The sequence below is a fragment of the Shewanella sp. ISS20 genome (genome assembly GCF_056522965.1).
The window spans coordinates 1,192,086-1,214,376 of sequence record NZ_JAWRZK010000001.1 but is presented as its reverse complement, the minus strand read 5'-3'; the positions used below and the strand labels follow the sequence as shown (position 1 = coordinate 1,214,376).

The window sequence follows — 22,291 nt, the reverse complement described above, 5'->3', positions numbered from 1 at the left end:
ATTGGTGCTTATAACACCATGGCCGCTATCCAGCCAAACACCAGTAACGGAATGTTGTAGTGGATAAAGGTTGGGATCACGCTATCGCGCATATGATCATGCTGGCCGTCAGCATTCAGACCTGCGGTCGGTCCTAAAGTTGAATCTGAAGCTGGCGAGCCCGCATCACCGAGCGCCGCTGCTGTGCCGACTAAGGCAATAGTGGCTGGCACTGAGAAGCCAAAACTTAACGCCAATGGCACATAGATGGTGGCGATAATGGGAATGGTTGAGAATGATGAGCCAATGCCCATAGTAATTAACAAACCGACCACTAACATCAGTAACGCCGCCATAGGCTTGTTGTCACCAATCAATAATTCAATGGCATCAACTAGGGAACTCACTTCACCTGTGGCTTTAATCACAGCGGCAAAACCTGCCGCGGCAATCATGATAAAGCCAATGTTAGCCATCATGCGCACACCTTGGTTAAAAATGTCTTGATCGGCTACATGCCTAAGGGCGCCACTGGTAGAGAAGATCATAAAGCCCACTAAGGCGCCAAAGATCATCGAATCCGTGTAAAGCTGCACGGCTAACGTCGAGATAATCGCGACAAGGGCAATGGCGATACTTTTAGGATGGATTTTTTCTTCAGGCTCTGCGGTTAATACTTGCTGCTCATTGTATTCGCGCGGGCGACGATAACTAATGAAGATGGCAATCAATAAACCAGTGAACATACCTAAGGCTGGCAACATCATAGCGCTTGGGATTTGCGCCAAGGTGGCATTCAAGCCATTGCTATTAAGGTTAGCTAACAAGATATCGTTAAGGAATATGCCACCAAAACCAATTGGCAACACCATATAGGTAGTCACTAAACCAAAGGTCAGCACACAGGCTACTAAACGTCTATCCAGCTTTAGCTTGGTCATTACATGCAGTAATGGCGGCACCAAAATAGGAATAAAGGCGATGTGTATGGGTAAAATATTTTGGGATGACACAGCCATCGCCAATAAAATTAGCAGTAAGGTCCAACGCACCACATTAGTATTTTTGGCGGAGGGTGCATGGCCTAATGAGCGAATGACTTTATGGGAAATTAAGGTGGTTAAGCCTGAGTGGGACAGAGCTACGGCAAAGGCACCTAAGAGGGCATAACTGAGGGCGATTTGCGCGCCGCCACCTAGACCTGTGTTAAAGGCTGAAATGGTTTGATGTACATCTAATCCACCAATTAAACCAGCAGCCAAGGCACTAATGGTTAATGCGATTACCACATTAACTCGCGCTAGACTGAGGGCTAGCATTAAACAAACTGCAATAACGACTGAGTTCATGATAATTTCTTATTGTTAGCGCTAAAAAAGTTAATCTTGACGGCAAGATGCCTGACTGTCCAGCATTTCAATGGCTAGTTTGATAATTTACAACATAACTATTACTGACAGTTCTGTTGATGATAATTGTCTGTAAAGTGTACGTGCGGTATGTGATTAAGGTGTTTTGCTGTTGTGAATTAGTGTGGTGCGGGTTGACTGTGGCGGCTTGTTGCTGCTTATTATTGCGGCTTATTGTTGTGGAGGATGGCAATTGGTAACTGTAGTTTGTGCCATGAATCGGGCGGGGCGCTTTATGGCAGCGCGGCGGTTTTTAATTCCTCCCGCAGCCGAAGCCGCAGGAGGTCATCAATATGACTTATAAGCTGTTTGCGTGCGCTTAGCTCGCCGCATGATCTGCCGTGGTGGTAGCTGCAGTGTCAGCAGGAGCTTCGATGGCAACTTCAGTTTGCACATTGGCTTCAGCATCGGCAACCGGCATCGGCCAACCGCCAAGGGCTTTCCAACGATTAACTATGTAGCAAAATAGCTCGGCCGTGCGCTCAGTGTCGTACAAGGCTGAGTGTGCTTCTTTATTATCAAAGGCAATGCCTGCCATTTTACAGGCCTTAGCCAGCACGGTATGACCGACAGCTAAGCCCGCCAAGGTTGCGGTATCTAAGGTCGCAAACGGGTGAAAAGGGCTACGCTTTAAATCAATGCGCTCAATGGCAGCAGAAACGAAGCCATGATCAAAAGCGGCATTGTGCGCCACAATAATACTGCGATGACAACCTACAGCCTTTTGCGCTTTTTTAACTTCTTTGAAGATAGTTAAAAAGGCTTCTTTTTCGCTAATAGCACCACGTAACGGATTGGTAGGGTCTATGCCATTGAACGCTAAGGCTTCAGGTTCTAAATTAGCGCCTTCAAAAGGTTCAATATTGAAATGCAAAGTTTTATCAATGCTGAGTTGGCCGTCTTTGTCCATAGCTAGCATGGTGACAGCAATTTCTAAGAGTGCATCTGTCTTGGAATTAAAACCGGCGGTTTCGACGTCAATAACAACGGGAAAGTAACCACGAAAGCGGTTTTTAAGTAAGTTTGCGTCAAACGAATCACTCATAGTAAAGCCTGATAAAAAAACGGAGGGCTATTATGCGCAAAGAGGCCTTGAGTGTCATGCGCAAATGCCCAAATTTTAAGCTAAAGAAGTGAAAAAAAATGCCGATAGTCCAATGTAAGTGATTTTAGGAGCTATTACATGAGAGTGAACGCCCATATAGTTGCGCCCATAGCCTTGGCCGTATTGCTATCGTTTCCGGCGAACAGTGAACTTAGGCATTATGTGGCGAGTCTCGATGAATCGACTTGGATGCTAAGCCGCAGCACGCCGATTGAATGTCGACTTGAGCATGAAATCCCAGCTTATGGTAAAGCTGTGTTTACTAGTCAAGCGAGTAAAGAGCTCAATCTGTTATTCACTTTGGACATGTTGAATAAACCGGATGAAGCCACTAAGGCCAAATTAATGAGCCGCCCGCCGTCGTGGCGCCCAGGGTTACAGCCCAAGCAAATTTCACAGCTGACTTACCACAGATACTTTAATGGCGAAGTGCCCAAAACGGCGGCGTGGAATATGCTAACCGAACTTGAGCGCGGGATGGAGCCGACCTTTTATTATGCAGACTGGCACAATGATAATAATAATGTCGCCGTCGGCTTATCGGCGGCCAACTTTAAGTACAAATATCGCCAATTTAAACAATGCTTGGCGGGATTACTGCCTTATAGCTTCGATGATATTGCTTTTACTGTGCTCAATTATGAATTTGACAGCACCGAATTGAACGCTTTTTCAAAGCAGCAATTAGCTCGCATTGAAGAGTATTTAAAGCACGATCCTAAGGTTGATTTAGTGTTAGTGGATGCTTATACCGATAGTTTCGGTGGTCGCGGCATCAATGATAACGTGTCAGTGTCACGCGCCTCGACAGTTAAAAAGTTTTTTGTGGCGCAGGGTATTGAGGCCAAACGTATTTCTACTTTGGGCCACGGTGAGCGGCGTCATGTCGCAAATAACGATTCTAGTGAAGAGCGGGCGCGCAACCGCCGTGTGGTCATTAGGATAAGTAAGCCGTAATCGGGCGTCAATTGTGATGACTAAACCTTGCCATGCAAGGTTTTTTTATGAATGTTGCAGATAAAAAAAAGCCCACTTATTTCTAAGCGGGCTGCAAAAATTAGTATTGCAATCAACAAATTGAAGGAAGGAAGTCAAGCATAAGAACCAAATAACATTAACGGGTCACACCCATTAATCAAGATTCTTCGTTTCCAATATCCATAAGCCTATGGACACTTCCTGAAAACTGGCGCCATTGTACGGTTCTGAATAAATACAACAAGCAAGAAAAATTGGCCAAGAACATTAGAAAAACTAATGGCTGCAAAGGTGATCTTGTTCACTAAAGTCGCTTTTATAACAATAAATTAGGTAGTTACTCAGATTTAATGCATAAGTAAGCTTTACTGCGCTCATGCTTGGTTGCGTTAATGTTAGGTTGGTTGTCGCGGTAGCCCTTTAGTGAAACACTTTATGACACAAAACTGTTATTGCTATCAGCATGACGCTTAGTATAGTAATGCCAAAGTGCGACTTAAGTGCGGGTTTGATGTTGATTTGTGACTGTGACCAGCGTTAGTTAAATGTAGCCAAGCACTCAGTACTCTTTTGTGTAGCCAATACGCTCAAGTAACCCTAACTACCGGCCTTGAAGAGCCGAATTAGCATAATACAGGATGCAAGATGAAATCACCTTTGTGGGACCGACCGAGTGTCTTAGCGCTGACATTGGCCGTGGGATTAACGGCTTGTCAGCAAGTACCATCAACCTCAACTGATACCGCCAGCACTATGACGTATCCGCTCAGCAGCCGCGAGGACATAGTTGATACTATTCATGGCGTGCAAGTGGCCGACCCGTATCGCCACTTAGAAGAAAACACGCCTGCGACCAGTGCATGGGTGAGCGCCCAACAAGCCTTTGGAAATGATTATCTCGCCGCTATCCCGAATAAGCAGGTGATTAGCCAGCGTATTACTGAGTTATGGGATTACGAGAAAATTGCCGCCCCATTTGAGCATGGCGATAATCAATTTCAATTTAGAAACGATGGTTTGCAGTCACAATCGGTACTGTTTGTGACCCCTAAGCATGGTGAAATGCGGGTATTGCTCGATCCGAATCAATTATCTACGAACGGTACCGTGGCGTTATCTGGCGTTGCCGTAAGCCGTGATGGTAAAACCTTAGCGTATGGCGTGTCGAAATCCGGTTCGGACTGGCAAACCTGGCACTTTTTAGATGTCGCCAGCGGTAAGAAACTGGCAGACAACTTAGAGTGGATTAAGTTTTCAAGTGCCAGTTGGGATAATGACAATCAAGGCGTGTATTACTCGCGCTATGATGCGCCAACAGGTGGCGATGCCTTAGCCGACGTCAATTTTAATCAAAAAGTCTATTACCATAAAATTGGCACTTCTCAAGCTGATGATAAGTTAGTGTATGAGCGCCCGGATCATAAAGAGTGGGGCTTTGGCGCAGAAGTATCTGATGATGGTGACTATTTACTACTGTCGATTTCCCAAGGAACCGATCCGCGTAATCGCGTCTTTTACCAACCCTTAAAAAAGGCCAATGCGGATTTTGTGGAGTTGTTACCTAAGCTTGACGCTGAATATGCTTTCTTAGGCAATGATGGCGAGCGCTTTTACTTTAAAACCGATCTTGACGCCCCTAATGGCAAAGTTATCGCCATCGATATCAATCAACCAGAGCGTCAACATTGGCAAACTATCATTGAGGAATCATTCGATCCTATCGCTAGCGTCGCTATTATTAATGATCACTTAGTGGTGAGTTCATTGCATGACGTGTTAGGCCAAGTGACTATCTATAGTCTGTCTGGTCAAATGCGTAAGCAACTGCAATTACCAGGAAAAGGCGCTATTGCTGGTCCTTATGGTAAGCGCTCAAATGATTATTTTTATTACAGTTATAACAGCTACATTCAAGCACCAAGTGTTTATAAGTATGATTTTAAACAGCAAACATCGAGCCTAGTGGCTGAGGCAAAAGTCGCCTTTGACCCTAATGATTATGTTTCTGAACAAGTATTTTATAAGAGCAAAGATGGTACCTCAGTACCTATGATGATTTCCTATAAAAAGGGACTCGTTAAAAATGGCGCTAATCCAACCATGTTGTATGCCTACGGCGGTTTTGCGATTTCAATGACGCCAAGATTTAACCCTGCCAACATAGCATGGATGGATTTAGGCGGTATTTATGCGGTGCCAAGCTTAAGGGGCGGCGCTGAATATGGCGAAAATTGGCATCAAGCCGGGATGTTAGATAAAAAGCAGAACGTGTTTGATGATTATTTTGCGGCAGCGGAATATCTGATTAATGAGAAATATACCTCTGCTGATAAAATGGGCGCTTATGGCCGCAGTAATGGCGGTTTATTAATGGGCGCGGCTTTAACTCAGCGCCCTGAGCTATTTGCGGCGGTATTACCCGCTGTTGGCGTGCTCGATATGCTGAGATTCCAAAAGTTCACTATTGGCTGGGCATGGGTCAGTGAATATGGCAGCAGCGATGTTAAAGAGCAGTTCCCTACGCTATTGGCATATTCCCCGTACCACAATGTCAGTGAGCGTTCGTATCCAGCAACTATGGTGATGACAGCGGATCATGACGATCGCGTGGTGCCGTTACACAGTTTTAAATTTGCCGCTATGATGCAAGCTAAGCAGCAGGGCAGTGATGCCATTATTATGCGGATTGAATCGAATGCCGGTCATGGCGCCGGAAAACCCACGGCAATGAACATTGCTGAACAAGTCGATATCTATGCTTTCTTATGGCATAACTTCGGTTTGACCTTACCTACTGAGCTGAAGTGATTTAGTTGTAAACGCTGGGAAAATAGCATTTTTCCCAGCGCGTTAATCTTTTATCTGTGACCATTCACAAGCGCAAGTTGGACAGGTATAGTAGGCCGCAATAAATCCTAATATTTTGTATTTTATTTATGTTTATTTGGCCTATATCCGTTTATTACGAAGATACTGACGCCGGTGGTGTTGTGTATCACGCCAACTATCTTAAGTTTTTTGAACGGGCCCGCAGCGAATGGCTCGCAAACATTGGTATATCGCAAACTCAATTGCTGAATGAAGATATGGCATTTGTAGTCAAGCACGTATCAATGGACTTTAAACGCGCCGCGCGTTTTGAACAGAAATTAACAGTGCATTCTGAAGTGGCTTCAATGTCAGGCACTTCCATTAAATTTATGCAGCGATTGTGTGATGATCAACAAGCCTGTTATTGCGAGGCAGAAATAGTCGTTGTCTGTGTTCAGTTATCAAAAATGCGCCCCCAAGGTATCCCATCATTTATTAAGCAGGAGTTGTTAAGTGCACGCTGATATGTCGTTTATTGGGTTGTTTTTACAAGCTAGCCTTTTGGTTAAATTCGTCATGCTGACTTTGTTGGTGTTGTCGATTGCCTCTTGGGGCGTGATCTTCCAACGTCGCGCCTTATTGGCGAAGACGCGCGAACTGTCGTTGCAATTTGAAGACAAATTTTGGTCTGGGGTTGATCTTGGCCGTTTGTATCAAGAAATGTCGAGTCGCGACACGCCTGAACTGGGTTTATCTAACTTATTTGTCAGTGGCTTTAAAGAATACTCGAAATTGCGCGGTCTCAGTAATCGTGTGCCAGAAGCTGTGATGGATGGTACTTATCGCGCCATGCGCGTGAGCTTAAACCGTGAACTCGAAAAACTTGAAAGTCATTTATCATTGCTGGCGACCATAGGTTCAACCAGTCCATACATAGGCCTATTTGGTACTGTATGGGGGATTATGAACGCCTTTATCGCCATTGGTACGGTAGAAAACGCGACATTAGCCATGGTGGCGCCAGGTATTGCAGAAGCCTTGATTGCAACCGCCATGGGCTTATTTGCCGCAATTCCAGCCGTTATTGCTTTTAACCGCTTTACTGCCCAAGTTGAAAAACTGGAAATGCTTTACGCCAACTTTATGGAAGAATTTACCAGTATTTTACATCGTAAAGCATACAGCGAGCGAGACAGTCAGCAATGATGCAAGCATATCAACGTAAACGGCGTCGCCCCGTTGCTGAGATCAACGTGGTACCTTATATCGACGTAATGTTGGTACTACTTATCATCTTTATGGTGACGGCGCCGATTGTGACCCAAGGGGTAAAGGTTGAACTGCCACAAGGTAAAGCGGAAACGCTGCCGGCTGACAGTAAACCGCCCGTGGTGGCTTCAATTGATGCTGATGGTGAGTACTTTTTAGATATTGGCGCTAGTCAGAATCGCGAGCCACTGGATTTAGAAGAAATAGCGATAAGAGTTGCTGCGATTATCCAGTTAGAGCCGAAGCGGCCGATTGTGGTAAAAGCGGATAAAAATATTCCCTATGAACGAGTTATTCAGTTAATGGTGACGTTACAAGGGGCAGGTGTACCTGCAGTAGGTTTGATGACAGATCCCGTGGAGGCAAGTAAGTGACCTCGAAATCTAGTCTGAGATTACCTATGGTAGTGTCGGCGGGCATACATATTACGGTTATTGTGATTTTAATTATTGGGGTTAAGTTTGAGACCAAACCTAACTTACCCCCGCCAAGTAGCACGCAAGCGCTACAAGCTGTCATGATAGATCAAAAACAAGTCACGGCTCAGGTTGAAAAAATAAAAGAGCAAGAGTTAGCGACTAAACGTGAGCAACAACAAAGGCAACGAGACTTAGAAAAGCAAGCCACATTAGCTCGACAAGAACGTGAGCGTGAGCAGCAAAAGATAAAAGAGTTGCAGCAAGAACGAGTTCAAAAGGAAAAAGAAACTCAGTTGGCGCAGCAGCAAGCAAAAGCGGCTCAAGTAAAGCAGCAACAAGAGAATGAAAAAGCTAAACAAGCGGAAGCTGTGCGAGTGGCCAAAGAAGCTGAGCGCAAAGTTGCAGAAGAGGCTGTAGCCAAAGCGCAGCAAAAGCAGAAAGAGCAAGAAGTTGCCGCTAAAAAAGCTGAAGCTGAGCGTAAGCAGAAAGAAGACGCTGCCGCTAAAAAAGCCGAAGCTGAGCGTAAGCAAAAAGAAGAAGCCGCCAAAAAAGCCGAAGCTGAGCGTAAAAAGCAATTGGAAGCTGAGCGGAAACGTAAGGCTGATGAAGCCGCCCGTTTAGCGCAAGAGCAACAGATGCAAGATGCATTAGCAGCAGAGCAGGCATCGTTATCACAAACGCGTAATCGCCAAGTGATGTCAGAGGTAGATCGCTTTACCTCTATGATCAAAGCTACCATTCAACGCAATTTAGCGGTGAATGATAGTATGCGAGGCAAGAGTTGTACGGTTTATTTGCGTTTAGCCAATGATGGTTTTGTAACGGCCAGTAAGACAGTGGGGGGAGACCCTCAAGTATGTCGAGCAACTGAGGCCGCTATTAATAAAGCAGGGCGTTTACCTGTATCATCACAAGCGGATGTGTATAACAAGATGAAAGAAATTAATTTGACAGTACAGCCGGAATTTCAGTAAGGGAATCTAATGAAACGTTTTTCTCAACTAGTTGTTCTCTGGGCACTTTTGCTGGTATCTCCAGCCAAAGCTGCACTAGATATTGTGATTACTGAAGGGGTGGATGCCTCGCGACCTATCGCCATTATGCCATTTGTGTGGCAGGGACAAGGGCCAGCGCCACAAGCGATTGCGGATGTAGTGACAGCTGACTTGGCCCGCAGTGGCAGTTTTAAACCATTAGATGTACGCAGTTTACCGCAGCAAAACATTAGTCAAATTGCTGAGTTTACGCCGAATTTATGGGCAAACGTTGGTGCTGAGGCTTTGCTCATTGGGGCGATTAAACCTTATGGTAATAATCAGTACCTCGTGAGTTTTGAGCTGATTGATTTGTTAAAAGCGCAGATGCAGCAGTCTGGTGCTAATTTAAACAAAGCAGATTTATTAATGGATAGCCGTGAAACCGTCATTAGCGAAGCGCAGTTTCGTCAATACGGTCACAGGATCAGCGATATCGTTTACGAGAAACTGACCGGTGTGCGTGGCGCGTTTTTAACTCGTATTGCTTATGTGGTCGTTAATCATAAACAGTCGGCACCTTATCAGCTAATGATTGCTGATTATGATGGCTATAACGAACAGATGTTACTGCGCTCACCTGAGCCATTAATGTCACCTTCCTGGTCACCTGATGGTCGTCAATTAGCCTATGTGAGCTTCGAGAACAAGCAAGCCGAGATTTTTGTGCAAGACATCTATAGTCAGCAGCGCAAAAAGGTCACTAGTTTCCCTGGTATTAACGGTGCGCCAGTATTCTCACCGGATGGTAAACAGTTAGCCGTGACTTTATCTAAAGATGGCCAACCTGAAATTTATACCGTTACCATAGCCACAGGCGCAGTCAAGCGAGTCACTAATCATTACTCTATTGATACTGAGCCGTCATGGTTCCCTGATGGTCAATCGATATTGTTTACTTCTGAGCGCGGTGGGCGCCCACAAATTTATAAGGTAGATTTGGCCACAGGCAAAGTGAACCGCATGACATTTGAAGGCGAGTGGAATTTAGGTGGAACTATTACTCCAGATGGTCGCAGTATGGTTTTTGTAAACCGCACCAATGGTAAATACAATATTGCTCGAATGGATTTAGATACTCGCTTTATGCAAGTTCTGACATCTACTCGTTTGGATGAGTCACCAAGTGTGGCGCCAAACGGCAGCATGGTCATTTATGGCACGACGCATAATGGTCGCCAATTATTAGCGGCAGTGTCCATGGATGGTAGATTTAAGGCAAGGTTACCGGTGGGAGAAGGGGACGTTAAATCACCTTCTTGGTCGCCGTTTCTTTGAATAAATAATAATTGACAACAAGGAATAATAAATGAAATTAACTACTCTGTTAAAAGCTATGGCTATTAGCATCCCGTTACTGACATTGGGTGCCTGTAGCTCAACTGACTCTGATCTGGAATCAACCGGTTCTGAAGAGTCTGGCTATGAGTCTGGTACTGATAACTACGGTGTTCAAACTGGTGGTGTTGGCGCTATGCTGAGCCCAGAAGAGCAGCAAAGACAGAAAATGGAAAACCTGCGTAAAGAAAACATTATTTACTTTGATTTCGACCGCAGTGACATTCAACCAGAATACGCTGAAATCATTCAGGCACATGGTGAGTACTTAGTCGCTCATCCAAATGTACGCGTATTGATTGAAGGCCACTCAGATGAGCGTGGCACCCCAGAGTATAATATTGCACTGGGTGAGCGTCGTGCTCAAGCGACCGCTAAATACTTACAAGGTATGGGCGTTCAACCAAGCCAAATGTCTATCGTGAGCTATGGCGAAGAGAAACCATTGGATTTCTCAAGCACTGACGATGGCTTTAGCAAAAACCGCCGTGCGGTAATGGTGTATTAAGACAAAGGATGAGTGCAATGAAAAAGTCGTTAATTGCCGCTTTGATCTGTGTCAATTCAAGTGTTGCTTATGCCGCACCTGCGCCTGTGGAAGATTTAGGTTCGGGTTCGAGCGATCAACGTTTGCAGCGAATTGAGCGAGTGGTTAAAGCTAAACAACAAACTGACTTTGCGTTACAGCAACAAGTTGACCGTTTACAGCAAGAGGTTCAAGACCTTAGAGGCTTGATTGAGCAGCAAAACTATCAGTCGGAGCAGATGTTGCAGCGCCAGCGTCAGCTCTATGATGATATTGCTAAGTTACAACAAGCTCCTGTAGCACCACCTGTGGCGAGCATTGCACCTACTGCATCTACTGGAGTCGCTACCCCAAAAGTAGTGGCTCCGGCAACCACTGAGACTGTGATTAATGACACCACTACGCTAAGCGAAACGGCAAGTTATGAAAATGCGGTCAATCTGGTGTTAAAGCAGCGTCAATATGATCAGGCAATACCGGCCTTCAAAGAGTTCATTGCGACTTACCCGCAATCCACTTATGCGGCGAATGCTAATTATTGGTTAGGGCAGTTGTTATTTAATAAAGCTGAGCTCAATGCGGCCAAAGTTGCATTTGATACTGTGGTGACTAAATTCCCTGATTCGAACAAGCGTCCAGATAGTTTGGTGAAGCTTGGCTTGATTGCAGAGAAAACCAATCAAGCTGCTTTAGCAAAAACTTTATATACTCAAGTACGTAAAGAATACCCCGAATCGTCGGCGGCAAGAATTGCCGCTCAACAGTTAGCGGGTTTATAAATTTATCGCAGTTCTAGGGCTGCGATTTTTCGTTATAATTCTGAATAAGTTTTATCACTTCTGTGGCAAATTCCTATATTTATTAACTAATGTAGATGCTAAACATATAAAAAATAAACTGTTAGACTGTTTTTGCTGCAAACAGTTAGAAAATAGGAATTTAGGCTTGCATGGGATTCTGAAAACGGTATTATAGGCGCCCTCAGAACGGCGAAGGTCAAAGTGAGAAACGAAAGGTGTGTCTAAGCCTTTCAACGATGGGTCGTTAGCTCAGTCGGTAGAGCAGTTGGCTTTTAACCAATTGGTCGAAGGTTCGAATCCTTCACGACCCACCACTTCTTCTACTAGTGGTTAAATAAGTAGGCACTGTATGGGTCGTTAGCTCAGTCGGTAGAGCAGTTGGCTTTTAACCAATTGGTCGAAGGTTCGAATCCTTCACGACCCACCACTTCTTCTACTAGTGGTTAAATAAGTAGGCACTGTATGGGTCGTTAGCTCAGTCGGTAGAGCAGTTGGCTTTTAACCAATTGGTCGAAGGTTCGAATCCTTCACGACCCACCACTTCTTCTACTAGTGGTTAAATAAGTAGGCACTGTATGGGTCGTTAGCTCAGTCGGTAGAGCAGTTGGCTTTTAACCAATTGGTCGAAGGTTCGAATCCTTCACGACCCACCACTTCTTCTACTAGTGGTTAAATAAGTAGGCACTGTATGGGTCGTTAGCTCAGTCGGTAGAGCAGTTGGCTTTTAACCAATTGGTCGAAGGTTCGAATCCTTCACGACCCACCACTTCTTCTACTAGTGGTTAAATAAGTAGGCACTGTATGGGTCGTTAGCTCAGTCGGTAGAGCAGTTGGCTTTTAACCAATTGGTCGAAGGTTCGAATCCTTCACGACCCACCACTTCTTCTACTAGTGGTTAAATAAGTAGGCACTGTATGGGTCGTTAGCTCAGTCGGTAGAGCAGTTGGCTTTTAACCAATTGGTCGAAGGTTCGAATCCTTCACGACCCACCACTTCTTCTACTAGTGGTTAAATAAGTAGGCACTGTATGGGTCGTTAGCTCAGTCGGTAGAGCAGTTGGCTTTTAACCAATTGGTCGAAGGTTCGAATCCTTCACGACCCACCACTTCTTCTGCTAGTGGTTAAATAAGTAGGCACTGTATGGGTCGTTAGCTCAGTCGGTAGAGCAGTTGGCTTTTAACCAATTGGTCGAAGGTTCGAATCCTTCACGACCCACCACTTCTTCTACTAGTGGTTAAACAAGTAGGCACTGTATGGGTCGTTAGCTCAGTCGGTAGAGCAGTTGGCTTTTAACCAATTGGTCGAAGGTTCGAATCCTTCACGACCCACCATCTTTTGCTTCGCCTCGAAATCTAAGATTCAATCTGGTTTATCTTCAGCATATTGTTACCGTTATTTAATTAGTTTCGTATTATTGAATCCTACTGCTTAAATTCCAATAGAATCTGACCGCTTATTGCAATCTATCATTGTTTTGCACTCCAATATCCATCAAAAATCACCAGTAGACATTTAGCTAATAGACTTATTGCTAATATAGTAAATTAGTTACTTGGTTCAGAGTGGCCTCTATTAAATAATAATGAGGAAGCACTATGAATAAAGGGTTATTATCTGGCGTGGCAAGTCTAGGATTATTATCGCTCAGTTCAGCGGTACAGGCTGGTACGTTAGAGGATACTAAGGTGACATTCGGCGGATACGCTAAAGCTGTCGTAATGTTCAGTGATTATAGTAACGGCGCACCGGATTCAGGTGATTTATCTCGACAATTCTATGTGCCTGGCACTATTTATGGTGTTCCTGGTAATGGTAATCAAGTTGTCGATTTTCAGGCTCGTGAGAGTAGATTTAACTTTCAAGCAGTGAATGATATTGATGGTCATAAGATCACAGGTTTTATTGAACTTGATTTTATGACAGTGCCAGGTGGTAATGAGCGCGTCTCGAACAGTTATTCTCCAAGGCTTCGTCAAGCCTATATTAGCTATGACAATTGGTTAGCTGGGCAAACGTGGACGACCTTTCAAAATCCAGCGGCATTACCGGAAAATTTAGATTTTGTGGGTGCAGCGGATGGCACGCCTTTTGTTCGTCAAACTCAAGTTCGTTATAGCCATGGGTCGTTACAGTTCTCCCTAGAAAACCCAGAGACAACATTAACCCCTAATGGCGGTGGCTCACGTATTACCAGCGGTTCTGGTGTTATCCCCGATGCCGTTGCTCGTTATAACTTTGAAAGTTCAGGCGGCGCTAAATTTGCGTTAGCGGGTATTGTCCGTCAACTTAAAATAGATCAAGCAAACCTTGACGATAATACCTTAGGTTATGGCGTCAGTTTTTCTGGCGTGGTTCCCGTTGGTAAAGATGATTTTAAATTTACCGCGACCTATGGCGATGGCTTAGGCCGTTATTTAGCTCTCAATTTTTCTAATGGCGGTGTGGTGAATAATAGCGGTGATATTGAAACGATTAAATCGTATGCCGGATTTGCAGCTTACCGTCATTGGTGGAATGAGCAGTGGCGTAGCAGTGTGACAGTGTCTGGATTTATAGCGGATAATCAGCTGGAATATACCGGTGGTACGGCCAATAAAGAGGCTTATTCAGCTAATATAAACTTATTATATTCGCCAATAAAACCATTAACTGTGGGGGTTGAATATATGTATGTGAGCAACAGCCAAGAAAGTGGATATGATGGCACGTTAGATAGAATTTTATTTTCGGCTAAATATATGCTGTAAAAAACAACGGAGGCTTAAGTGTTTTCACTAAGCCTCCGTTTTTACATTAAAGTAATTGCTGATCTTTAACGTACTGTTCAAAATCCGTGCAGCCACCAACATGAATTTTATCGACTAAAATTTGCGGCACTGTTGCTACAGGCTTGCCAATCGTTATTTCTAAATCTGCTTTACTGATCCCTTCGGCATACATGTCTATGTATTCAAACTCGAAATCGTCACGTTTTTCGGCCAATGTTTCGGCTAATTGAACTGCTCTAACGCAGTATGGGCAGCCTGGGCGACCAAAGATAACAACGTTCATTACAACTCCTTCATTCTAGGTTTGTGGTGTTATATCACAGCTAAGCTCAGTGTCAAAGTGAGCTATGGGTTTGATACCTGCCTTGGTAATCAAAATAGCTTTGTTGCAGATCCCAGCCTTTTTTATTTTTTTTCAATAAGAGGAGATCGGGTGCTCTAAAGGTATGTTGGTCACTGACAATTTGTTGTGCTTGTTGGTAGCGTGGTGGTTTGATCCCGGGAATGCGGCTATGAGGATAGATAAATAGGGCATACAAGGCTCGTAGTTGCGCTGGTGTTTGCATACTAAAGCGGCGACAGTAGTCATTGCCATCAATATCTAGATAGCGCGCAGTTAAGCCCGTAGGGTTCACTTCAAGGTGCATTTCATGCACTTTAAATAAATGATGCTGCTGTTTTTTCAGAATTTGTTTCAAGTGAGTATCAGGATCAACTAACACTGACTTGCATTGATGACATTGACGGGCGGCAATATCATTTTCAGCGCCGCAGTCAGGACAAATACGTGCGCGAAACCGATACTGACATTGCTGATTATCATTCAATGCCAGACATCGGCGACCATAATGCTCAATAATAGCGCCGTCACTATCTGTTTTACCCCAAAAGGTATTAGCGAAATCACAAGCAGGGCAGATGACTTGTACGGGAACCGATTGACTATCAGGCTTAGGGCGACCTATTTCTGGATAAAATAGTGAAAAACCATTGGCAGCATAATCTATGACTAAACAATCGGTTTTATCTGGCGCTAATCGTAAGCCTCGCCCCACCATTTGTTGATATAAACTCACAGATTCTGTTGGGCGTAATATGGCAATAAAATCCACGTGCGGCGCATCAAATCCTGTGGTCAATACTGACACATTGACTAAATATTTAATTTTCTGAGCTTTAAAGTCGATGAGCAAGGTATCGCGACTGGCATTATCAGTATCTGCAGTCACAATCGCTTTGGTTTCATCTCCGAGTAATTTCATGATCTCCTGCGCATGCTTTACTGTGGCCGCAAAAATAATCACGCCCTTGCGTTCGGTTGCTAACGCCTTAATTTGTTTCACTATGGCTGTGGTTGCGCGGCCACTGGTATTGAGAATATGACTGACCTGCTGTTGATTAAAATAGCCGTCACTATTGCGCTCTACTTGAGTGAAATTGTACTGAGCTTCAATGGCGTCAAATACCTTCGGCGGCGTTAAATAGCCTTGCTTGATCAAGGGACGCAGTGGTAACTCAAAAATACATTGCTCGAACATCGCTCCATCAGGATTGCCGACTTTGCCATGATAATGGTGACGAAAAATAAAGCCTTGGCCTAAACGATAGGGAGTCGCTGTGAGTCCAAGCACTTTAATATTGGGATTGATGCTACGCAAATGATGTAAAAATGCTTGGTATTGGCTGTCTTTGTCATCGCTTATACGGTGACACTCATCAATGATCACTAAGCTAAAGGGCTCATTGAAACTATCAAGTGCGCGGCAAGCGGATTGAATACTGGCTACCACAGTTTTGTGCTGGGTCTGTTTGCTGTTAAGTCCGGCAGAATAAATACCTGCACGTTCGGTTAGTAGGTTGATTTTCTCTGCATTTTGAGCCACTAACTCTTTAACGTGAGTTAACACTAATACTCGCCCTTTAGCGAGTTTAGCTAATTCTGCAATCACTATGCTTTTACCCGCTCCCGTCGGTAAGACGATAACGGCTGAACCGGATGAGCGGCGAAAGTGTTCAATGGCAGCGTTAACGGACGCTTGCTGATAATCTCGAAGTTGTATGGAAGACAAGAGCAATAATAGTCAAAAAATAATGAGCGATTGTAGCATGAGACACGCATGAGTGAAGTCTCAGTATGTTTGGGTGACAGGTATAACTTATCGCCTTAAAAAATGAGATGTCATAAAAAAGGATAAGTCGATGACTTATCCTTTTTTTGTAGTGCGAGCTCTATAGGTTATTTGGGAGCTATATAGGCCCTCGCTTAGCTATCGCTGCGGTTTAAGCGCGTATCAATCAAGCTATCTATGACAGATGGATCCGCTAAGGTAGAGGCATCACCCATGTTAGTGACTTCATTAGCAGCAATTTTGCGCAGGAAGCGGCGCATGATCTTACCTGAACGTGTCTTTGGTAATCCTGGCGCAAATTGAATTAAATCTGGCGTTGCTAACGCGCCGATTTCTTTACGCACCCATTGGCGTAACTCTTGGCGTAGTTCTTCACTAGGCTCGCTACCTCTGGTGAGCGTGACATAGGCGTAAATACCTTGTCCCTTAATATCATGGGGATAGCCCACAACCGCAGCTTCGGCTACTAATTCGTGTGCTACTAATGCACTCTCAACTTCAGCAGTACCTAATCTATGGCCAGAGACGTTAATCACATCATCGACGCGGCCAGTGATCCAGTAGTAGCCATCTTCATCACGTCTAGCACCATCTCCTGTAAAGTACATGCCTCTAAAGGTTTTAAAATAGGTCAGCACGAAGCGTTCATGATCGCCATACACAGTGCGCATTTGTCCAGGCCAAGAGTCGAGTAACACCAAATTACCTTCTGCGGCGCCTTCAAGCAGGTTACCCATGTTATCGACTAATGCCGGTTGCACGCCAAAGAAGGGGCGAGTAGCGGAGCCTGGTTTTGTATCAGTGGCACCAGGCAGTGGTGTAATTAAAATACCGCCGGTCTCGGTTTGCCACCAAGTATCGACAATCGGGCAATGCTCATGACCAATCACTTCATGGTACCAGCGCCAAGCTTCAGGATTAATTGGCTCACCGACAGAGCCCATAATGCGTAAACTTGCGCCGCTAAAGTTGGCAAATTGTTCTTTACCTTCGGCCATTAGTGAACGAATTAAGGTAGGGGCGGTATAGAGGATATTGACTTTGTGGCGGTCAATTATCTCACCTAATCGTGCTGAATTTGGATAGTTAGGTACTCCTTCATGCATCAGCATAGTGGCACCATTAGCCAGTGGTCCATAGACTATGTAGGTATGACCTGTGATCCAGCCTATATCCGCGGTACACCAGTACACTTCGCCAGCTTTGTAATCGAAGACATATTCATGGGTCATAGCAGCATATACAAGGTAGCCACCAGTGGTATGTAACACGCCTTTTGGGTTGCCGGTTGAGCCTGAAGTGTAAAGCAAAAACAATGGGTCTTCAGCGTGCATTTCTTCAGCAATACAGTGAGTTGATGCGGTAGCAGTTAACTCGTGCCACCACACATCACGGCCTGTTTGCCATTGAATGTCACCACCAGTGCGCTTAAGAACAATCACGCGCTCAACGCTAGTTACATCAACTTTATTGAGGGCTTCATCGATATTGCTTTTGAGTGGGATTTTTCGGCCAGCGCGCAAACCTTCATCTGAAGTGATGACGACTTTGGATTTACCGTCAATGATACGTGAGGCAATTGAATCAGGAGAAAAGCCACCAAAGACAACTGAATGCACGGCGCCTATTCGGGCACAAGCCAGCATAGCGACTGCGGCTTCTGGCACCATAGGTAAATAAATAGTCACCACATCGCCTTTTCGTACCCCTTGGCTGCGTAGCGCATTGGCAAATTGACATACCTGAGTATGAAGCTCGGCATAGGTAATCTTGCGCTGCTCGCTGGCATCATCACCTTCCCAAATAATGGCGGTGGTGTCGCCTTTGGTTGCTAGATGTCTATCTAAACAGTTAGCCGAGGCATTAAGTGTGCCATCATAAAACCATTTAATGAATAAATTATGATCATCATAGGAGGTATTCTTTACCTTAGTGAATGGCTTGATCCAATCAATTCGTTGACCATGTTCACGCCAAAATCCTTCAGGGTTAACCACAGATTCTTGATACATCTTTTTATAGCTAACTTGATCTATATGGGCTGTTGCAGCTATGTCCGCGGGGACTGGGTAAAGTGACGGCGCGCTCATAAGGGCTTCCCTTTAAAGGTGTTAAATGTAGTTTGAGTATCCAATGCACTGCGGCTCAACTCCATTAGACCTTGGTCTAGTGCCATTTTTCCTTTATTTTTTAGCCTGTTGCAAACGTTTGCTGACTAGATTTTATTCGCTTTTTACCGCACAATCGATGCGATTCTCTCTCCAAGGAAAATGACATGAGCTTGACGTTGGCCGTAGGTGTAATTGCCATTTGCTATGTGTGTTTGCTGTTCGTCTTAGCGTACGCAGGTGAACGTCGAGTCGGGCGGTTGCCACTGCGGATCCGAGAAATCATTTATGGCTTGAGCCTAGCTGTCTATTGCTCGTCGTGGAGTTTCCTTGGTATGGTTGGCCAAGCCGCCAACGATCTTTGGTCTTACATTCCCATTTTTTTAGGCCCGATTTTAATTTTTACTTTTGGTTTTGGTCTCTTGCGCAAAATGGTGCTGGTCTCTAAAGCGCAGCATATCACCTCAATTGCTGATTTTATTGCCGCTCGCTATGGCAAGTCCCAAAAATTGGCCGCGCTCGTTACCTTAATTTCCGTGATTGGCATCATGCCGTATATCGTCTTGCAACTTAAGGCGATGGTTGCCAGTCTGTCATTATTTCAAACCCAAGCACCCAGCGATAATGTATTGGTTCCTTTGGTGATTAGTGCGCTTCTGGCTATTTTTGCGATTTTATTTGGCACTCGTAAATTGGATGCGACCGAACATAACCCTGGGATGATGCTGGCCATTGCCTTTGAGTCCGTAGTTAAGCTCGCGGCGTTTTTATTACTTGGGCTAGTCGTTAGTTTTTACATGTTTAACGACATAGGTGATATTTGGCGCCAGGCCAGCGCGCAAGGCTTAATTCATGGTTCTAGCCTTAATATCGGTAATATGCTGCCTGAGTTAATTGTGGGAATGGCTGCTTTCTTATGCATACCGCGGCAATTTCATGTGATGGTCGTTGAATGTGAAAGCGATAGCATGTTAAAGCGTAGTCGCTGGATTTTTCCTGCTTATTTAGTCTTATTTGGAATTTTTGTGGTGCCGCTCGCGCTTGCTGGAAATTTACTGCTTGGGGCGAGTGTTGCCCCTGATTCCTATGTGATTAATTTACCGCTTAAACATGACATGTCTTGGTTGGCAGTTACTGCCTTGCTTGGCGCCATATCGGCCGCAACGGGCATGGTGATTGTGGCTGTAGTGACTATTAGTACCATGATGAGTAATGAATGGTTACTGCCACTGATGCTACGCACGGGGGGGATTAAGCAAAAAAGTTTTGGTCAGTTTTCACACCTGCTGCTTAATAGCCGTCGTATTTCTATCGTGTTACTCCTATTGCTTGGCTATATCCATTATCTGTGGCTAGGTGATAGTGACAGTTTATCCAGTCTGGGTATGTTGTCTTTTGGCGCTTTCGCCCAATTGGCACCCGCTGTGATTGGTGGTTTATATTGGAAAAAAGCTAACCGCAAAGGTGTCTTTCTCGGGCTGACTACAGGTTTTACACTCTGGGGGTTTATCTTAATCGATAGCATGCATGCCCATCAATTAGCCATCAATTCAGCCTTAACCTTTGACAGTTTTACGCCTGAAGTCAGTGATACCTTGTGGGCGCTTATCGCTAATGCTGGCGGCTATATTTTGGGTTCCTTGTGGTTTAGAGCCGGCGTGGCTGAGCGTATACAGGCCAGTAGCTTTGTGAGTCCTAATAATTTCAAGCGCACTCAAACTAAACGCCAAGTGATAATTTCGCAGCAAGACTTATTGATCCTTGCGAGCCGCTTTGTATCACCCACTAAAGCCTATGAAAGTTTTAGTCGTTTCTCTGCGGATGCTGTGAGTCCCGATAGTTGGCACAAAGCAGCCCCTGACAACTTAGTGGAACATACCGAACACATGTTGGCACGGGTGTTAGGTGCTTCTAGCGCGGGGCTGGTGATGGATACTGTGCTAGAAGGGCGCGAGTTAGGCCTAGATGAAGTGATGAACTTGGTGGATGACGCTTCTACTAAAATTATCCTTAGCCAAGATATGCTAAGAGGCGCCATCGATCATGCTTACGAAGGCATGAGTGTGGTCGATAAAGATTTCAACTTAGTGGCGTGGAATAAACAATATGTGGAGTTATATCAATACCCAGAGGGTTTTTTAAAAACCGGAATGGGAATTAGTGACGTCATTCGCTTTAACGCTTCGCGGGGATATTGTGGACCTGGCGATGTTGAGCAGCAAGTGAGCACTCGGATGCAGCATATGAAAGACGGCTCAGCGCATAGTTCAGAGCGTAAGCGCCGAGATGGCAGGGTTATTAAGATACAAGGCAATCCTATGCCTAATGGCGGCTTTGTGATGACCTTTACTGACATTACTCAATACCGCCATCAAGAGCAGGCACTGCGTGAAATGAATGAAACGTTAGAGGTGCGGGTATCTGAGCGTACTCGGGAATTAGCTTTGCTCAACACTGAGCTAATTTCGGCCAAAGCCCATGAAGAACAAGCCAATGCCTCTAAGAGTCGATTTTTGGCCGCCGTTGGTCATGATTTAATGCAGCCTCTGAATGCTGCGCGCTTATTTACCGCCTCGTTAGCCCAATATTCGGCGCTAGATGATGAAGCGCGCAAAACAGTGGGACATGTTAATCAATCTCTTAAAATTGCAGGCGAATTGCTGACCGATTTGCTCGATATTTCAAAACTTGATTCCGGCACGGTTGAAGTCAACCGTCAGGATTTTGCCATTGCCGATTTGCTCGATAACTTGAGCGTAGAATTTAGTGCTATGGCGGCTGACTGCCATATTGATTTCACTCTAGTTAAATCCTCGTTAGTGGTGCATAGCGACATCGCCTTACTAAGGCGTATTTTGCAGAATTTTCTGACTAACGCTTATCGTTATGCTCGCGGTAGTAAAGTGTTACTGGGATGCCGTCGCCGAGGTGATAACGTGGAAATTCAAGTAATAGATACTGGCTGCGGAATTGAACATGAGCATATTCAAGACATTTTTAGGGAATTTAAGCGCTTAAATCAAAGTGGCAGTGAACAAGTGAGCGGCCTAGGGTTAGGTTTAGCCATAGCTAAGCGCTTAAGTATCATACTTAATAACGAGCTTAAAGTGAGTTCAGTCTATAGTTCAGGTTCCATGTTCTCGGTAGTGGTACCTCTTGGCAGTCAAGATAAAGTGGCGGCGCCAGTTATCATTAGGCCGTTAATGCCGACCTTAGCCGGCGTTAAAGTGTTATGCATAGATAATGAAGAAGCGATTTTGGCCGGGCTGAGTAGTTTATTGTCGCGCTGGCAGTGCATAGTCGTATGCGCGCCAAATTTAGCTGAGGCTAAAATCAATTTAGGCTTAAAAGGCATAGCGCCTGACATTGTACTTGCCGATTATCAATTAGATAAAGGCGAAAATGGGTTAGATGCTATGGACGCCATTCGTGCCCATTATGGCGCCAATATTCAAGGGGTATTAATTACCGCTAATACCAGTCAGGACTTAATTGATGACGTCCGCGCGAAAGGGTTTCATTACATGGCCAAGATGGTTAAACCCGCGGCGCTGCGCGCCTTGATATCGAGCTTAGTGCAAAGATAGCTAGCAGATATTCAATTTAAGCTTTCAGGCA

Annotated in this window: 16 protein-coding genes and 10 tRNA genes; 21 read left to right on the top strand and 5 right to left on the bottom strand. The window is 44.8% G+C overall.

Going from position 1 to position 22,291, the window contains the following annotated elements:
• Window positions 1-8 precede the first annotated feature (8 nt).
• On the bottom strand, window positions 9-1,328 hold the full coding sequence (locus tag AC1HDP_RS05540; protein ID WP_140932855.1) for a Na+/H+ antiporter family protein: 1,320 nt from the start codon (window positions 1,326-1,328) through the stop codon (window positions 9-11).
• A gap of 379 nt (window positions 1,329-1,707) precedes the next feature.
• Window positions 1,708-2,433 (bottom strand): ribonuclease T, encoded by a 726-nt coding sequence (gene rnt / locus AC1HDP_RS05535; RefSeq protein WP_479637965.1) that lies wholly within the window; start codon window positions 2,431-2,433, stop codon window positions 1,708-1,710.
• Window positions 2,434-2,571: 138 nt separating this feature from the next.
• Between rnt and AC1HDP_RS05530 the strand changes: the two genes are divergently transcribed.
• The 20 genes from AC1HDP_RS05530 to AC1HDP_RS05435 all read left to right on the top strand — a co-directional run bounded on the left by AC1HDP_RS05530 (window position 2,572) and on the right by AC1HDP_RS05435 (window position 14,415).
• A complete protein-coding gene (locus AC1HDP_RS05530) occupies window positions 2,572-3,450 on the top strand; it encodes a flagellar protein MotY (RefSeq protein ID WP_140932853.1) in 879 nt (292 codons plus the stop codon).
• A 774-nt stretch (window positions 3,451-4,224) separates the two neighbouring features.
• Window positions 4,225-6,279: a prolyl oligopeptidase family serine peptidase gene (locus AC1HDP_RS05525; protein WP_479639830.1), complete on the top strand. Its 2,055-nt coding sequence runs from the start codon at window positions 4,225-4,227 to the stop codon at window positions 6,277-6,279.
• A 128-nt stretch (window positions 6,280-6,407) separates the two neighbouring features.
• Window positions 6,408-6,806, top strand: coding sequence for a tol-pal system-associated acyl-CoA thioesterase (gene ybgC / locus AC1HDP_RS05520; RefSeq protein ID WP_140932851.1), 399 nt, complete (start codon window positions 6,408-6,410; stop codon window positions 6,804-6,806).
• The gene (gene tolQ, locus AC1HDP_RS05515) at window positions 6,796-7,488 is read left to right on the top strand and encodes a protein TolQ (protein ID WP_479637964.1); all 693 of its coding nucleotides are present in this window, start codon (window positions 6,796-6,798) and stop codon (window positions 7,486-7,488) included. The genes ybgC and tolQ overlap by 11 nt, the downstream gene beginning before the upstream one ends.
• Window positions 7,485-7,925, top strand: a complete 441-nt coding sequence (gene tolR / locus AC1HDP_RS05510) for a protein TolR (protein ID WP_140932849.1) — start codon at window positions 7,485-7,487, stop codon at window positions 7,923-7,925. Before tolQ ends, tolR begins: the two co-directional genes overlap by 4 nt.
• A complete protein-coding gene (gene tolA, locus AC1HDP_RS05505) occupies window positions 7,922-8,944 on the top strand; it encodes a cell envelope integrity protein TolA (protein WP_479637963.1) in 1,023 nt (340 codons plus the stop codon). The genes tolR and tolA overlap by 4 nt, the downstream gene beginning before the upstream one ends.
• A 9-nt stretch (window positions 8,945-8,953) precedes the next feature.
• Entirely contained in the window at window positions 8,954-10,282 is a 1,329-nt protein-coding gene (gene tolB / locus AC1HDP_RS05500; RefSeq protein WP_140932847.1) for a Tol-Pal system beta propeller repeat protein TolB, read from the top strand.
• Between the two features lie 31 nt (window positions 10,283-10,313).
• A complete protein-coding gene (gene pal, locus AC1HDP_RS05495; RefSeq protein ID WP_479637962.1) occupies window positions 10,314-10,850 on the top strand; it encodes a peptidoglycan-associated lipoprotein Pal in 537 nt (178 codons plus the stop codon).
• Window positions 10,851-10,867: 17 nt separating this feature from the next.
• Entirely contained in the window at window positions 10,868-11,647 is a 780-nt protein-coding gene (gene ybgF, locus AC1HDP_RS05490) for a tol-pal system protein YbgF (RefSeq protein ID WP_479637961.1), read from the top strand.
• A 259-nt stretch (window positions 11,648-11,906) separates the two neighbouring features.
• Window positions 11,907-11,982: transfer RNA gene (locus tag AC1HDP_RS05485), tRNA-Lys, on the top strand.
• 37 nt (window positions 11,983-12,019) lie between these two features.
• Window positions 12,020-12,095 (top strand) — tRNA-Lys (locus tag AC1HDP_RS05480).
• A gap of 37 nt (window positions 12,096-12,132) precedes the next feature.
• Window positions 12,133-12,208, top strand: a tRNA-Lys gene (locus AC1HDP_RS05475).
• A 37-nt stretch (window positions 12,209-12,245) separates the two neighbouring features.
• A tRNA-Lys gene (locus AC1HDP_RS05470) sits at window positions 12,246-12,321 on the top strand.
• A 37-nt stretch (window positions 12,322-12,358) separates the two neighbouring features.
• Window positions 12,359-12,434, top strand: a tRNA-Lys gene (locus AC1HDP_RS05465).
• A gap of 37 nt (window positions 12,435-12,471) precedes the next feature.
• A tRNA-Lys gene (locus AC1HDP_RS05460) sits at window positions 12,472-12,547 on the top strand.
• A gap of 37 nt (window positions 12,548-12,584) precedes the next feature.
• Window positions 12,585-12,660, top strand: a tRNA-Lys gene (locus AC1HDP_RS05455).
• Between the two features lie 37 nt (window positions 12,661-12,697).
• Window positions 12,698-12,773: transfer RNA gene (locus tag AC1HDP_RS05450), tRNA-Lys, on the top strand.
• Window positions 12,774-12,810: 37 nt separating this feature from the next.
• Window positions 12,811-12,886: transfer RNA gene (locus tag AC1HDP_RS05445), tRNA-Lys, on the top strand.
• 37 nt (window positions 12,887-12,923) lie between these two features.
• Window positions 12,924-12,999 (top strand) — tRNA-Lys (locus AC1HDP_RS05440).
• Between the two features lie 264 nt (window positions 13,000-13,263).
• Window positions 13,264-14,415 (top strand): DcaP family trimeric outer membrane transporter, encoded by a 1,152-nt coding sequence (locus AC1HDP_RS05435; RefSeq protein ID WP_479637960.1) that lies wholly within the window; start codon window positions 13,264-13,266, stop codon window positions 14,413-14,415.
• 46 nt (window positions 14,416-14,461) lie between these two features.
• Here AC1HDP_RS05435 and AC1HDP_RS05430 read toward each other — a convergent pair whose 3' ends face one another.
• From AC1HDP_RS05430 to acs, 3 genes are all read right to left on the bottom strand, one after another.
• Window positions 14,462-14,719 (bottom strand): GrxA family glutaredoxin, encoded by a 258-nt coding sequence (locus tag AC1HDP_RS05430; RefSeq protein WP_479637959.1) that lies wholly within the window; start codon window positions 14,717-14,719, stop codon window positions 14,462-14,464.
• A gap of 52 nt (window positions 14,720-14,771) precedes the next feature.
• Complete coding sequence (gene radD / locus AC1HDP_RS05425; protein WP_479639829.1) at window positions 14,772-16,496, bottom strand: DNA repair helicase RadD; 1,725 nt, start codon at window positions 16,494-16,496, stop codon at window positions 14,772-14,774.
• A gap of 203 nt (window positions 16,497-16,699) precedes the next feature.
• Window positions 16,700-18,655, bottom strand: a complete 1,956-nt coding sequence (gene acs, locus AC1HDP_RS05420; protein ID WP_479637958.1) for an acetate--CoA ligase — start codon at window positions 18,653-18,655, stop codon at window positions 16,700-16,702.
• A 185-nt stretch (window positions 18,656-18,840) separates the two neighbouring features.
• On the opposite strand from acs, the gene AC1HDP_RS05415 reads away from it, so the two are divergent.
• Window positions 18,841-22,260 carry a hybrid sensor histidine kinase/response regulator gene (locus AC1HDP_RS05415; RefSeq protein ID WP_479637957.1) on the top strand — a complete coding sequence of 1,140 codons (3,420 nt, stop codon included), beginning with the start codon at window positions 18,841-18,843 and terminating at the stop codon, window positions 22,258-22,260.
• Window positions 22,261-22,291 lie beyond the last annotated feature (31 nt).